The organism is Amycolatopsis pittospori (assembly GCF_013870525.1).
Taxonomy (GTDB): Bacteria; Actinomycetota; Actinomycetes; order Mycobacteriales; family Pseudonocardiaceae; genus Amycolatopsis; species Amycolatopsis pittospori.
Window position 1 is genome coordinate 1 of the sequence record NZ_JACBXD010000140.1, and the last position, 13,564, is coordinate 13,564.

The 13,564-nt window shown below is 68.4% G+C and carries 15 protein-coding genes; 6 read left to right on the forward strand and 9 right to left on the reverse strand.

Features of this window, described 5'->3' with window-relative positions; translation table 11 throughout:
- Nucleotides 1-57 precede the first annotated feature (57 nt).
- Entirely contained in the window at nt 58-972 is a 915-nt protein-coding gene (locus tag H5J31_RS37945) for a MerR family transcriptional regulator (RefSeq protein ID WP_181777496.1), read from the reverse strand.
- Between the two features lie 249 nt (nt 973-1,221).
- On the opposite strand from H5J31_RS37945, the gene H5J31_RS37950 reads away from it, so the two are divergent.
- The gene (locus tag H5J31_RS37950; RefSeq protein WP_037335869.1) at nt 1,222-1,524 is read left to right on the forward strand and encodes a WhiB family transcriptional regulator; all 303 of its coding nucleotides are present in this window, start codon (nt 1,222-1,224) and stop codon (nt 1,522-1,524) included.
- Nucleotides 1,525-1,892: 368 nt separating this feature from the next.
- Here the strand turns inward: H5J31_RS37950 and groL are convergent, their stop codons facing one another.
- On the reverse strand, nt 1,893-3,506 hold the full coding sequence (groL, locus tag H5J31_RS37955) for a chaperonin GroEL (protein ID WP_181777488.1): 1,614 nt from the start codon (nt 3,504-3,506) through the stop codon (nt 1,893-1,895).
- A gap of 100 nt (nt 3,507-3,606) precedes the next feature.
- Nucleotides 3,607-3,900 carry a co-chaperone GroES gene (groES, locus tag H5J31_RS37960; RefSeq protein ID WP_009072407.1) on the reverse strand — a complete coding sequence of 98 codons (294 nt, stop codon included), beginning with the start codon at nt 3,898-3,900 and terminating at the stop codon, nt 3,607-3,609.
- Between the two features lie 278 nt (nt 3,901-4,178).
- Here groES and H5J31_RS40110 point away from each other — a divergent pair, with 278 nt between their 5' ends.
- Nucleotides 4,179-4,331, forward strand: coding sequence for a hypothetical protein (locus H5J31_RS40110; RefSeq protein WP_236005638.1), 153 nt, complete (start codon nt 4,179-4,181; stop codon nt 4,329-4,331).
- Here the strand turns inward: H5J31_RS40110 and H5J31_RS37970 are convergent.
- Entirely contained in the window at nt 4,328-4,990 is a 663-nt protein-coding gene (locus H5J31_RS37970; RefSeq protein WP_181777489.1) for an HAD family hydrolase, read from the reverse strand. The genes H5J31_RS40110 and H5J31_RS37970 overlap by 4 nt on opposite strands.
- A gap of 140 nt (nt 4,991-5,130) precedes the next feature.
- On the opposite strand from H5J31_RS37970, the gene H5J31_RS37975 reads away from it, so the two are divergent.
- Complete coding sequence (locus H5J31_RS37975; protein ID WP_181777490.1) at nt 5,131-7,050, forward strand: N-acetylmuramoyl-L-alanine amidase; 1,920 nt, start codon at nt 5,131-5,133, stop codon at nt 7,048-7,050.
- A 53-nt stretch (nt 7,051-7,103) separates the two neighbouring features.
- On the opposite strand, the gene H5J31_RS37980 is transcribed toward H5J31_RS37975, so the two are convergent.
- Nucleotides 7,104-8,489, reverse strand: coding sequence for a glycosyltransferase (locus H5J31_RS37980; RefSeq protein ID WP_181777491.1), 1,386 nt, complete (start codon nt 8,487-8,489; stop codon nt 7,104-7,106).
- Entirely contained in the window at nt 8,489-8,992 is a 504-nt protein-coding gene (gene xrtP, locus H5J31_RS37985; protein WP_181777497.1) for an exosortase P, read from the reverse strand. The genes H5J31_RS37980 and xrtP overlap by 1 nt, the downstream gene beginning before the upstream one ends.
- Before the next feature lie 426 nt (nt 8,993-9,418).
- On the opposite strand from xrtP, the gene H5J31_RS37990 reads away from it, so the two are divergent.
- From H5J31_RS37990 to wecB, 3 genes are all read left to right on the forward strand, one after another.
- Nucleotides 9,419-10,195: a choice-of-anchor P family protein gene (locus tag H5J31_RS37990; RefSeq protein WP_181777492.1), complete on the forward strand. Its 777-nt coding sequence runs from the start codon at nt 9,419-9,421 to the stop codon at nt 10,193-10,195.
- Nucleotides 10,196-10,216: 21 nt separating this feature from the next.
- Nucleotides 10,217-10,396: an LPXTG cell wall anchor domain-containing protein gene (locus tag H5J31_RS37995; protein ID WP_037314803.1), complete on the forward strand. Its 180-nt coding sequence runs from the start codon at nt 10,217-10,219 to the stop codon at nt 10,394-10,396.
- A 104-nt stretch (nt 10,397-10,500) separates the two neighbouring features.
- The gene (gene wecB / locus H5J31_RS38000; protein ID WP_181777493.1) at nt 10,501-11,655 is read left to right on the forward strand and encodes a non-hydrolyzing UDP-N-acetylglucosamine 2-epimerase; all 1,155 of its coding nucleotides are present in this window, start codon (nt 10,501-10,503) and stop codon (nt 11,653-11,655) included.
- Here the strand turns inward: wecB and tsaD are convergent.
- The 3 genes from tsaD to H5J31_RS38015 form a co-directional block, all read right to left on the reverse strand.
- Nucleotides 11,652-12,698, reverse strand: coding sequence for a tRNA (adenosine(37)-N6)-threonylcarbamoyltransferase complex transferase subunit TsaD (gene tsaD / locus H5J31_RS38005; protein WP_181777494.1), 1,047 nt, complete (start codon nt 12,696-12,698; stop codon nt 11,652-11,654). The two genes, wecB and tsaD, sit on opposite strands and share 4 nt — an antisense overlap.
- A complete protein-coding gene (rimI, locus tag H5J31_RS38010; RefSeq protein ID WP_181777495.1) occupies nt 12,698-13,177 on the reverse strand; it encodes a ribosomal protein S18-alanine N-acetyltransferase in 480 nt (159 codons plus the stop codon). The genes tsaD and rimI overlap by 1 nt, the downstream gene beginning before the upstream one ends.
- Nucleotides 13,174-13,564, reverse strand: a 391-nt coding sequence (locus H5J31_RS38015; protein ID WP_407925091.1) for a tRNA threonylcarbamoyladenosine biosynthesis protein TsaB, incomplete at its 5' end; no start/stop codon positions are given. The genes H5J31_RS38015 and rimI, both read right to left, overlap by 4 nt.

Consider the following 13,564-nt stretch of genomic DNA (forward strand, 5'->3'; position numbering starts at 1 on the left):
CGGCGGCACGCCGTCGCCGAACGCGGCGGACCGCAAGGACGCTTCCATGCGTACTTTCTATCGCCTCGCACCGACAAGAACGTGCTCGATCCGGTCGGCGGCCGTGGTGAGTTCGCCGAGCAGTTCGATCTTGTCCGGAAGCGTCGCGGGATCCCAGCCGGGACCGCATGCGAACAGCCTGCTGCGCTGGCGGCCGCGGGACACCCTGGCGAACAGGCGCGGATCCGCCGTCGCCCGTCGTCCCGACCACAGCACCACCGCGGCCGGGACGCTGCGGCGCACGGTGACGGCCAGGACCTCGGCCGGCAGGAACGCGCCGAAGAGCTGGGTCCCGATCCGACGACCCGCGAGCGCGGCGGCGAGGGCGTACATCGGCATGTTGTCGCGTTCTTCCGGGACACAGGTCAGCAGGACCGGCCGTTGGTTGCGCGGCTCGCGAAGCACCGGCGTCGCGCGGACGAGGGCGGCGTACACGCACTCGGCGAGCAGGTATTCGACCTCGGCCCCGGCGCTGACCCCGCGCCAGCGGGCGCCGAGCGCGGTCAGGACCGGCGAGAGGACGCCGGACCACGCGGGCAGGACACCGAGTTCGCGGATCGTGTCGGCGAGCATGCGCTGGACCGCGCCGAAGTCCATCGCGAGCGCGGCCGTGCTCAGGCGTCTGGCGAGCCGGGACGGGACGTCCTGGTCCTCCGCGGGCGGTGGGGCGGCCCGTTCCTCCACTTGGACCACGGGCGATTCGGGATTCTCGGTCGCGGTCCGCGGCATCTGCTCCAGCGCGTACTTCGCCGCTTCGGCCGTCGAGGCGCCGCGAAGGAGGGCTCGCTGCATCAGTTCGAGACGACCGATGTCGGAACTGCCGTAGCGACGGTGACGGCCGTTGGTGTGGCGGCTGGGTCCTACGCCGTATCTGCGGTCCCAGGTTCGCAGGGTGGACGGGGCGACCCCGAGCCGGCGTGCGACCGAGGCCACCGGCAGGGTGGGTTCTTCACTGCTGATCCGAGATCCCACTCGACCCAATATCCAGGCAGGCCGGGACGGCGGCAACCGGAGCGCAAAGTAGTGCTCACACATCCGGGGGATGCCTAACGGCTGAATCATCTTGAATCTCTTGAACAAGTATTGGCGCGCTTCTAACGTTACCGCCGTTGCACCGAATGGAGTATCCGCAGCGCAGCAGAGCAGGTTAAACGCTTCGACCGGATGACGGAGGCGGTCAGGATGGCAGACACACGCAGGCTCCCAGGACCCAACGCCGACGTATGGGACTGGCAGCTGGAGGGGTCGTGCCGAGGCATGGACAGCGCGTCCTTCTTTCACCCTGATGGCGAACGCGGGCCCGCCAGAGCCCGCCGCGAGGCGAGGGCGAAAGCCGTCTGCCTGGCCTGCCCGGTACTGGCCATGTGCCGGAACCACGCGCTCGCCGTGCACGAGCCGTACGGGATCTGGGGCGGGCTGTCGGAATCGGAACGCGAGCACATCATCAAGGCGGACAAACGCACATTGAGCATGTCGAACGGCTGATCCAGCGGGTTCGACGACGCGGCAGGGCGGCATCCGGGTGGGGTGCCGCCCTGCCGCGTTTTCGCTTTCAGCACGCTTCGCCCCCCGGCTCCAGATCGCGATTAGGGGGCTAAACGCAGGTCGGAGCGGTCGCGCGCCCCTGCCCGCAGATCGCGATTAGCCCGCTAAACGCAGGTCCGCGCGGGGCTTCGTCCGGCGCCTGCAGATCGCGATTAGCCCGCTAAACGCAGGTCCGCGCGGGGCTTCGTCCGGCGCCTGCAGATCGCGATTAGCCCGCTAAACGCAGGTCGGCGAGGGGCCTCAGGCGCAAGAAAGCGGGGCAGCACTCCGAGTGGAGTACTGCCCCGCTTCCGGTGGAACGGGTGGAGCTAGTGCGCGTGGCCGTGACCGGCCGCGGCGGGCTCCTCGTCGGCCGGCTTCTCGACGACGGAGCTCTCCGTCGTGAGCACGAGCCGGGCGATGGAGGCGGCGTTCGCCACCGCGGACCGGGTCACCTTGACCGGGTCGACGATGCCGGCGGCCAGCAGGTCGGTGAGCTCGCCGGTGGCGGCGTTGAAGCCGTGCCCCCAGCTCTGCTCCTGGACCTTGTTCACGATGACCGCACCCTCGTGGCCCGCGTTGGTCGCGATCCAGAACAGCGGGGCGGACAGCGCGTCGCGAACGATCCGGACACCGGTCGCTTCGTCGCCCTCGAGGCCGAGGCCACCGTCGAGCTCCTTGACCGCGTGGACCAGAGCCGAGCCACCGCCGGGCAGGATGCCCTCTTCGACGGCCGCCTTGGTCGAAGCCACGGCGTCCTCGATGCGGTGCTTGCGCTCGTTGAGCTCGGTCTCGGTGGCCGCGCCGACCTTGATCACCGCGACACCGCCGCCGAGCTTCGCCAGCCGCTCCTGCAGCTTCTCGCGGTCCCAGTCGGAGTCGGTGTTCTCGATCTCCTTGCGGATCAGCGAGACCCGCCCGGCGATGTCGTCCTTGGTGCCGGCACCGTCGACGAGCGTGGTGTCGTCCTTGGTGACGACGATCCGGCGGGCGTTGCCCAGCTGGGCGAGCGTGGTCTCGGACAGCTTGTGCCCGATCTCGGCCGAGATGACCTCGCCACCGGTGATGACCGCGAGGTCGTCCAGGAACGCCTTGCGGCGGTCACCGAAGAACGGCGCCTTGACCGCGACGGCGGTGATCGTCTTGCGCAGCGAGTTCACCACGAGGGTCGACAGCGCTTCGCCGTCGACGTCCTCCGCGATGATCAGCAGCGGCTTCTTGGCCTCGACGACCTTCTCCAGCACCGGGAGCAGGTCGGCCAGGGCCGAGATCTTCTCGCGGACCAGCAGGATGTAGGCGTCCTCGAGGATCGCCTTCTGCTCTTCCGGGTTGGTCGCGAAGTGCGCCGACAGGAAACCCTTGTCGAACTGCACACCCTCGGTGATCACGAGCTCGGTCGCCAGGGTGGACGACTCCTCGATCGTGATCACGCCGTCCTCGCCGACCCGCTCGACGGCTTCGCCGAGCAGGGCGCCGATGGCCGCGTCACGCGAGGTGACGGTGCCGACCTGGGCGATGTTGTCGCGGCCCTTGACCGGGGTCGCCTTCTCCTTGAGAACCGCGATGACCTTCTCCGCGGCGGCCTCGATGCCGCGGCCGACGGCCGTCGGGTTGGCGCCGGCGGCGACGTTGCGCAGGCCGACCTTCACCAGCGACTGGGCGAGCACGGTCGCGGTCGTGGTGCCGTCACCGGCGACGTCGTTGGTCTTGGTGGCGACGCTCTTGGCGAGCTGGGCGCCGAGGTTCTCGAACGGGTCGTCGAGCTCGATCTCGCGAGCGACGGTGACGCCGTCCAGGGTGATGGTCGGGCCACCGAACTTCTTGTCGAGCACGACGTGGCGACCGCGCGGGCCGAGGGTGACCTTGACCGCGTCGGCGAGCTTGTTCACCCCGCGCTCGAGCGCGCGACGAGCGTCCTCGTCGAAACTGATCTGCTTGGGCATAGCCTGTTCCGCTTACCTTCCAGTTCTAAAGCTCGGAAAACACGAACGCCCCGTTCCCCGGCAATGCGGGGCCCGGGGCGTCATGCGCTGAGAGCGGACGTCAGTTGATGACGGCCAGCACGTCGCGAGCGGAAAGGATCAGGTAGTCCTCGCCGTTGTACTTCACTTCGGTGCCGCCGTACTTGGAGTAGATGACGACGTCGCCGACAGCCACGTCCAGCGGGACGCGGTTGCCCTTGTCGTCGATGCGGCCCGGGCCCACGGCCAGAACCTTGCCCTCCTGGGGCTTCTCCTTGGCGGTGTCGGGGATGACGAGGCCGGAAGCGGTCGTCTCCTCGGCCTCACTCGTCTGGACAACGATCTTGTCCTCGAGCGGCTTGATGTTCACGCTCACCGGGTTGACCTCCACGGTCGTCGAAAGCGTTGGCAGGATGAGTTACGGCTCCTACCACCCCCGCCGTCGCGGGTGCCGGGGCGTGTTCGGGCCGTGCAATTAGCACTCTAGCCATGTGAGTGCCAGCTTCGCAAGGAGGGTCCGCTCACCCCGCGGAAATGTCGTTGGCGAGCGCCTGACCGGCCGTTTTGCTCCCTGCCAGTTCCGGGCCGGACAGGCGGCGGTGAAATCCCGGCACCTCGAGACGCGAGGGCGTCCGTATCCGAGAGGGAGGGACGGTGCCGCCGCTGTGGGCGCTGTGGATCCTCGCCGTCTTCATCGCCGGAGTGTGGCTGATCCGCGCGGCAGGATGCGCGGTGAACGACTACGCGGACCGTGGGTTCGACGGGCTCACTCCCCCACTGACCCGACCCCCTTCAAATCGCGATTAGGGGGCTAAACGCAGGTCGGCGAGGTCGGTCACCAGGGCATCGGGGGCCAGAGCAGCGAGAGCCTTGCGCTTCGCGGGCGTAGGCGCGAAGGCGATAGAAGCGACGCCGGCGGTACGAGCGGCGAGGACGTCCGCGGCGGAGTCGCCGACCATCACGCACTGCCCGGGCGAAGTACCGAGCGCCTTCACCGCGGCGTCGAGCAGCGCAGGGTGCGGCTTCAAGCGATCCGGATCGCTTGTGGTCCGCGCACTGATCCGGCGGACCGGCTCAGCGAGCTCGTGAACCGTGAGGAAGGACCGGATCGCCTCGGCGGAGTTGTTGCTGACGATCGTCACCGTGAACCCCTGCGCGGCCCATTCGCCGAGCAACTCCGGCACCCCTGGAGCGGGCGAGACCAGCGAGACGGCCTCGTTCTCCAGCCGGCTGAGCTGCCGTTCGACGATGTGGGCGGTACTCGGGCCGCACGAAGCCGCGTACCGGAGCACGTCCAACGGATTGGCGGAGGCGCTCACCCCGCGAGGCAGATCGGGCCCGACGAGCTTCTTGAGCCTGTCGGCCACCTCCCGCGCCGGCAGTTCGGCGAACACGTCGCACACGGGCCCGTCGAAATCCAGGAAAACGTGGTCCTTCTCCTGCAGAAGCTCCCTCACCCCGGTCATGCCCTCCACCTTGCCCCAGATCGCGTTTAGCCCGCTGAACGCGACTCGGAGGGACCTTACGAAGGGGGCCGGTTTCTGGTTAGGTTCCGACATTGGGGTCGGTCCTGTACAGCAGACCTAGACACTGGGGGTACACGCCCATGCCGCGTCCCTTCCGTCCCGTAGTTCCCGAACCGCTCCGGCGCAGGTCCAAACGGACCGCCGGACTCGCGGTCCTCACCCTCGCCGCCGGGCTCCTCGCCGCTGTCCCAGCCGACGCCGCCCCGGCGGATCAGCAGCGTCAGCGGGACTTCGCGGCCGCCGCGCAGGAGTTCGGCGTGCCCGAAAGCGTCCTGCTCGGCGTCTCCTTCCTGGAGTCCCGCTGGGACTTCAACGCCGGCACCCCGAGCACGTCCGCCGGCTACGGCCCGATGCACCTGACCGACCTGCGCGAAGCGGGCACCGGCGGCACGCATCACGACGAAGGCGAAGAAGACCCGCGCGGCGACGACGCTCGCCGGGCGAAAGCCCCGGCGGCACCGGCGCCGACGACTCCGCCGCCCGGTCTGCAGACCATCGACGAGGCGTCCGCGCTGATCGGCCAGGACGTCGCGACGCTGCGCACGAACACCACGCAGAACATCCGCGGTGGCGCCGCGCTGCTAGCGAAGTACCAACGCGAAGCAGGCGTACGCAGCGAAAAGGCGCAGGACTGGTACAGCAGCGTCGCGCGCTACAGCGGCGCGAAGGACACCGCGGGCGCGCACGCCTTCGCCGACGAAGTCTTCGACACCATGTCCAAGGGCGTCGCCCGCAAGACCGACGACGGCCAGAACGTCACCCTCGCCGCGACTCCCGTGAGCCCGGTACGCGCGCAAGCCGACAACCCGAAGACCGAGTGCCCGAAGACGGTCTCGTGCCTATCGGTGCCGGCGCCGTATCAGGAATTGCCGAACAACGACTACGGCAACCACGACAAGGCGGACCGGCCGAAGAGCCAGAAGGTCGAATACATCGTCATCCACGACACCGAGGGCTACTGGGACACGGCGATGGACCTCGTCACCGACCCGACGTACGTGAGCTGGCACTACACGATCCGCTCGGCCGACGGTCAGATCGCGCAGCACGTGCCGACCAAGGACGTCGGCTGGCACGCGGGCAACTGGTACGTCAACGCGAAGTCCGTCGGCATCGAACACGAAGGCTTCGCCGCGAAGGGCACTTGGTACACGGAGGCGATGTACCGCACCTCCGCGAAGCTCGTCGGCTATCTCGCGCGGAAGTACGACATCCCGCTGGACCGCGCGCACATCATCGGCCACGACAACGTCCCCGGCACGATCCCGTCGACGATCAAGGGCATGCACTGGGATCCGGGCCCGTACTGGGACTGGGCGCATTACTTCGACCTGATGGGCGCGCCGCTGTCCGGTTTCGGCCGTCCTGGCTCGCCGCTGGTGACCATCACCCCGGACTTCGCCACGAACCAGCCCGCGTTCACCGGCTGTGAAACCGCTGGAAAGCCTTGCCCGGCAAGGGGTTCCGGTTCAGTCGTGCTGCGCAGCGAGCCGACCGACTCGGCGCCGCTGCTCAAGGACATCGGCCTCCGCCCGGACGGCTCGGCGAGCACGATGGCCGTCTCCGACATCGGCAGCCGGGCGGAAACCGGCCAGCGCTACGTCGTGGCGGAACGCCGCGGCGGCTGGACGGCGATCTGGTACCTGGGCCAGAAGGGCTGGTTCCGTGACTCGCGCACGACGAGCCCGGCGTTCGGCCTGGTCGTCACGCCGAAGCCCGGCCTGGAGACCGTGCCGGTCTTCGGACGCGCGTACCCCGAAGCCGAGGCCTATCCGGCGAACGTGCCGGTCCAGCAGGTCGTCCCGCTGCCGTACACGTTCTCGGCCGGGCAGCGGTACTCGGTGGGCAACGTGCTCGGGTCCGAGTACTACTCGGCGACGACGTTCGACCCGGCGAACCACGTTGTCGTCAAGGGCAAGACGCGCTACGTCCAGATCCAGTTCGGACACCGGATCGCGTTCGTGAAGGCGGACGACGTCCGGATCCTGCCCGCCTTCTGACCCCCGCCCCCAGATCGCGTTCAGCGGGCTGAACGCGATCTGGGGCGCCAGGGTCAGGAGTCCAGGGCGACCTTGACGCCGGGGGCGTGCTCGGTGTTCCGCCGCGTCTTCGACCAGCCGTTCCGGCCGCGGACCAGACGGAACAGCGCCCGCCACGACGTGATGTAGAACGTGTAGATGTACAGCGCGTAGGCGAAGCCCAGCCCTATCCCGCGAAGCAGGTTGCGGCTCTTCAGGCACTTGAACTGATAGATCGGGCCCCACACGATGAACGGCAGCAGCCCGAACGAGCCGTAGATCGCGAACAGGATCCACGCGCCGTCGGTGAACCACGTCCACACCTGCGCCGGATCCCCCGCGGTGCTGAACAGCAGCAGGATGAACGGGATCGGGTACAGCAGCGAGCCGAGCAACTGCATCCACGGCTGCGCCAGGTAGTACATCATCTCGGCCGCGCCCAGCGTGCTCAGATGCGGCGAGTCCCAGATCCGCCGCAGGTACCGCGAACACTGCATGGTCCCCTGCCCCCACCGCGTGCGCTGCACCAGGAACCGCCGCAGGCTGTACAGCCCTTCCTGTTTCACATGCGAGTCCGGTGTGAACCCGGTTCGCCAACCCTCGGTCAGCAGATGCACGCCGAGTTCGAAGTCCTCCAGCAGCGAGCCGCGCCACGGCTGCTCGTCCGGGCCGGCGATCGAGTCCAATGCGGACAGTCGCGTGAACTGACCGTTGCCGCCCATGGAGATCGTGCCGGTGAACCCGCGCGAGGTCTGGATGGCCGCGATGGCCGTGCGGAATTCGAGATCCTGCATCTGTGCCAGTTTCAGCCCGAACGCGCGCGAGAACCAGTTCTTCCCCGGCGGACGGCTGTCGGCGTTGCCCATCCAGACGTCGAGCTGCACAGCGCCGATCGTCTCGTCGCCGAAAAGATGGTCCGCGGCACAGACTTCGAGGCAGTTCTCCGCCGGACGCCCGTCCGCGTCGACGACCACGACGACCACGTCGTCACGGCTCGCGCCGGGCCCCATCCAGTCGTTGAGCGCCTGGTAGGCCGCGTTGAGCGCGTCGCCCTTCCCTGTCCTCGCTTCCGGACGACGCCGGGGAACGAGGTGCAGATACGGGTCGAAACCGCCGTTACGTCGCCAGATCGACCGAACCACCCTGGCCGTACGGTCCTCGGAGTCGTCATCGACGACCCAGACGTGCGCGTGCCGGAAGGTCGAGCGCAGGTATCGCACCGTCTCACGGATGACGGTCTGCTCGTCGCGGCACGGAACGAAGAAGTGCCAGGTGAAGTCGGCGGGATCGCCGGTGGGCGCGGGTTTGCGCCGCAGGTACGGCACGACGATCACGACGACGTAGACGATGAACGCGACGCTCATGGTGAGCGCGAAGGCCTGCGTGATCGCCAGCAGGATCTTGATCGAGCCGCCGCCCATCAGGCGGCCTCGCGCTCGGCCCGGGACTTGCGGGTACTCAGCCAGACGAACAGCACGAGGGCGACCGCGCCACCGAGAACGCTGACCATCGAACCGAGCAGAGTGTGACCCCAGTAATAACCTTCGTCGACGCCGAGCCAGTTCACCAGACCGACGATCGCCAAAACCCTCATCTGATTGACAAGAATGACCACGACCGCGGAAATGGCGAGCGAGGAGAACAGTCTCTTCGCATTCCTGGGGCGGAAATACAACATGACGGCGGTCACTAATAGCAGCGGTAGCAACATGAATGCCGAAGAGCATTCCGGCGTCATTCTCAACCCGAGTGGAGTATCGCCTGACAACCCAAAGTAGACAGTCTCGCGTTCACCGGCGACAAAGACACCCGATGTGGTGATGACTCGCAGTATCAGCCCGGCGAGCTGCACTTCGAACACCCGGTAGACGCGTTCGGTCAGCACCAGGCAGACCGCGACGGCGACCACCGCCAGCACCGCGATACGCAGCGGAAACCGGCTTGAACTGGGCAAGGGAGCGCTCGCAACGGCCACGGTGACCCTCTCAGGAAAGACGCTGCAGACGATGGATTCGACGAAGCGGACAGGGAGCTCGCCGACGAGAGTAAGTGAGCGGGAACCGGCCCTTTCGACCGGGGTTCGCGTTTATCACTTGATCATGAGCCCTTTCGGCACGATCGTGGAGAAACTGACTAGGCCGAACGAGTGATGCTCTCGGCGACCTGCGGTAAACGCCCGCAAGACCACCTGATCCGGTGATCCTCGCCGTTTTCTGTGCAATTTAAGAAACACTCGGCGATAGACGATCCGCGAGCCGAGTCAGGCCAGCTGAGGATTCGTCCGCAACGGTCGTGCCCAAGTGCCGATCGCAGATGAGAGAAACCCCCACGAATCAATTCGGAGGACCAGTTGAAGAACACGCACCTCTTGCGACGAGGCGGAGTGCTCGCCGCTGTGGTGGCGAGCGTGGCTCTCGCCGGTGCGGCGCCCGCCTCGGCGGCCCCCGGTGACGGCTCCGCGTATGGCGTCAAGGTCGATGTGAAGCTCCTCGGCCTCGACGCGGTGAAGGCCGGACCGCTCGCCGAAGCGAAGACCTCCGGGCCGACCACCAACAGCCTCGCGAAGGCCAACCTCACCGGTGTGCTGACCGCGGGCGCGATCAACACCGAAGCCAAGCGGGACGACAACTCCGGTGCTGTGACGGCCAAGGCCAGCACCGCCGATGTCGGTTTGCCGCTGCTGAAGACCGCCCTCGGCGACGTCAGCGTCAAGGCCGTCGAAGCCACCTGCAACGCGACCCAGAAGGGTGTGCAGGGCGCGACCACCCTGGTCGGGGCGAACCTCGGCAGCGCGGGCGCGGTCGACTCCACGCCGGCGCCGAACACCCAGGTCAAGGTCGGTCTCGGCAACATCAACGTCGCGACGATCATCCTGAACGAGCAGATCAAGAACGACGACGGCAGCCTGACCGTCAACGCGATCCACGTGAAGCTGCTGGGCCAGGCGCTCAACCCGCTCGGCTCCGGGGACGTCATCGTCTCGTCCGCCACCTGCGGTCCGGCCGGTCTCCCCGTGCCGCTCGCTTCCGGCGCGGGACTGTGGATCGGTCTCGGCCTGCTCGGCGCCGTCGCCGTCCCGGTCGGTATCCGCGTCGTCCGCGGCCGTCGTTCCGCGACCACCGCCTGACCTGGGTGAGGTGAGGTCCAGATGTACAAGTTGCCTGGCGCCGGGGTCGGCGTCGCCGGTGGCGGGGTGGGTGCCCTCGCCGCCACCGGGGCTGATGTCGGCTGGTGGCTGGCCGTCGGCGTGATCCTGCTGGTTCTCGGAACCATCGCGGTCGTCGCCGGCTATCGCCGCACGAAACGGCTCGGCAAGGTGGGGGGCTGACGCTCCCCGAACAGGACGGCCGCCGGCGTGGGCCCCTCGCACGCCGGCGGCCGTCACCCGGTTCTTCCGGGACACTCGAAAATGTGGATGAGGAGCACGAACGCGTGGATGTGATGTTGCTGGCCGGGACCCGCCCGGAGGCGGTCAAGCTCGCGCCGCTGGCACTGGCGCTGGCGGAGCACCCGCACCTACGGCCTTTTGTCGTCCACAGTGGACAGCATCAGGGCATGGTCGAGCAGGCATTGCTCCCGTTCGGCCTGCCTGTCGACGCGTGGCTCGACACACCGCCTCGCACCACTGGCACGCAGGCGGAACTCGTTTCCGGCCTGCTGCCCGCGCTCGACCGGTTGCTGCGACAGGTGGCCCCGGCCGCTGTCGTCGTCCAGGGCGACACGACCACCGGGCTGGCCGGCGCGCTCGCCGCGTTCTGGCTGGGGATCCCGGTCGTGCACCTCGAAGCGGGGCTGCGCACGCACGACCTCGCGGCGCCGTTCCCCGAAGAGGGCACGCGACAGATGATCTCGCGGATCGCCGCCCTGCATCTCGCGCCGACGCCGGGCGCCGCGGCCGCGTTACGCACGGAAGGTGTTCCACGCCAACGGATCGCGGTCACCGGCAACACCGTCGTCGACGCCGTGATCGAGATCGCCGAACGCGATCTCCCGGCAAGGGACACCGCACTCGCCTTGCTGGAGATGGAGATCGCCGAGGCGAACGAACGCCTCGTGCTGGTCACGTCGCATCGGCGCGAATCCTGGGGCGAGCCGCTGAGCCGCACGCTCGCGGCCATCGAACTGATCGTCGCCGAGCACAGCGACGTCCAGGTGCTGTTCCCGGTGCATCCCAATCCGGCGGTGCGGGAGCAGGTCTTGACCGCGCTCGGCGCGACGCCCCGGGTGACGATCACCGAACCGCTCGAATACCCGGATCTCGTGCGCGCGCTGCGGCTGGCCGAACTCGTGCTGACCGATTCCGGCGGTATCCAAGAGGAAGCGCCGACCTTCGGCACGCCCGTCCTCGTACTCCGCGACGTCACCGAGCGGCGCGAGGCCATCGAGGCCGGTTGTGCGTGGCTGGTCGGGACGGACACCGCTCTCATCGCCGACACCGCCGCGAAGGTCCTGCGTGGAGACCTTCATCCGACTCACGTCGAAAACCCTTACGGTGACGGCAATGCCGCCGCGTTGACGGTGGCCGCGCTCGAAGAACTCCTCAACCTGGCGCCCGCGGTGTCGCCCACCGTCTCGGAACTGCGCTAGATCGAGACGATCTGGACCGGCAGCGCGGGATTCGCGGAGAAGTCGAGTGACGCTTGCGGTCGGCCGGCGGCGACCACGTGTGCGCCGAGCGCCGCGATCATCGCGCCATTGTCCGTGCACAGGCGCGGGCGCGGGACCCGCAGTGCGATCCCGGCCGCCGCGCAGCGTTCCGCGGCGAGCTCGGACAGCCGCGAATTCGCCGCCACCCCACCGGAAATCACCAGCGTGTCGACTCCGTGTTCCTTGGCCGCGCGGATCGCCTTCGCGGTGAGGACGTCGGCGACGGCCTCCTGGAACGACGCGGCGACGTCGTCGACAGGGATCTCCTCGCCGCGGCGCTCGGCGCCTTCGACCCAGCGAGCGACAGCGGTTTTCAAGCCGGAGAAGGAGAAGTCGAACTTGGCGTCGCGGGGTCCGGTCATGCCGCGAGGGAACGCGATGGCCTTGCCGTCACCGTTCTTGGCGGCCTTGTCGATGGGCGGGCCGCCCGGATAGGGCAGGCCGAGGACGCGGGCGACCTTGTCGTATGCCTCACCGGCGGCATCGTCCACAGTGGACCCTAGTTCGGTGATCTCGGACGCGATGTCGTCCACCAGAAGCAATTGCGTGTGCCCGCCGGAGACGAGCAACGCGAGACAGCGTTCCGGCAAGGGGCCGTGCTGCAAGGTGTCGACGGCGATGTGACCGGCCAGGTGATTGACGCCGTAGAGCGGGATGTCCAGCGCGGCGGCGTACGCCTTGGCGGCGGCGACGCCGACCAGGAGCGCACCGGCGAGGCCCGGACCCGCGGTCACCGCGATGGCGTCCACATCGGACAGTTTCAGTCCGGCGGTGGCGAAGGCGCGTTCGACGGTCGGGACCATCGCCTCCAGATGTGCACGGCTGGCGACCTCGGGCACGACGCCACCGAAGCGGGCATGCTGGTCGACGCTGGAGGCGACCTCGTCGGCGAGGAGTTCGACCGTGTTGTCGTCGTGCAGGCGGACGAGACCGACGCCGGTCTCGTCGCACGAACTCTCGATGCCCATGATGATGCGTGGCATCAGCCCGCCACCTCGTCTCGGACCTGGGCCCGCGGGCGGGCCATCGTGTAGGCGTCGGCGCCGGAGGGCTGGTAATAGCGCTTCCGGAGGCCGATGCGTTCGAAACCATGCCGCTCGTAGAGCGTGATCGCCGCGTCGTTGTCGGTGCGGACTTCGAGGAAGACCGGCGCGTCGAGTTCGTCCGCGCGGCCGAGCAGCGCCATCAGCAACGCGGTGCCGACGCCGTTGCGCTGTCGGCCAGGGTCGACGCCGATCGTGTGGATGCTCGTCTCGTAGTCTCCGCGGCGGCCGACGACGGCGAGCCCGGCGTAACCGACGATCTCGTCGCTGTCATCCGGACGTGCGACCAGATAGTGGCCACCGGCGTCGAGTTCGGCGTGGAAGGCGTGGGCGTTCCAGGGCGAATCGCCGGGGAAGAGGATCTTCTCTATCTCGACACAGCGGGGAATATCCTTGCGGCGTAAGGGTTCCAACCTCACGGCGTGGTCACCTTCTTGCGCGCGGCCGGTTCGACGGCGTCAGGGCGGCGGAGGTAGAGCGGGGTGAGCGGCGCGGGTTCGGTGTCGCTCTGGAGTGCTTCGCGAGCGGCCCGGACCAGCCCGAGGGGTGACGGGAAGCGCGGCTCGATCGGCTGGACGCCGAGAGCGTCCGCGTAGAGGAGCGCGCCGTCGCCCGCCGCGACCTTGACGGTGGTGTCGAGTTCGGCCGGACGCTGGACGTGCGGGCCGTCGGTGCGGGAACCGTCGGCGGCGTACGCGGCCCAGTAGACCTCGCGGCGCCGGGCGTCGGTGAGGACGAGGAACGGTGCTTCGCCGGGGGCGACGTCGGCGGCGATCGCGTCGAGGCTGCAGACCGGGTGGGCGGGG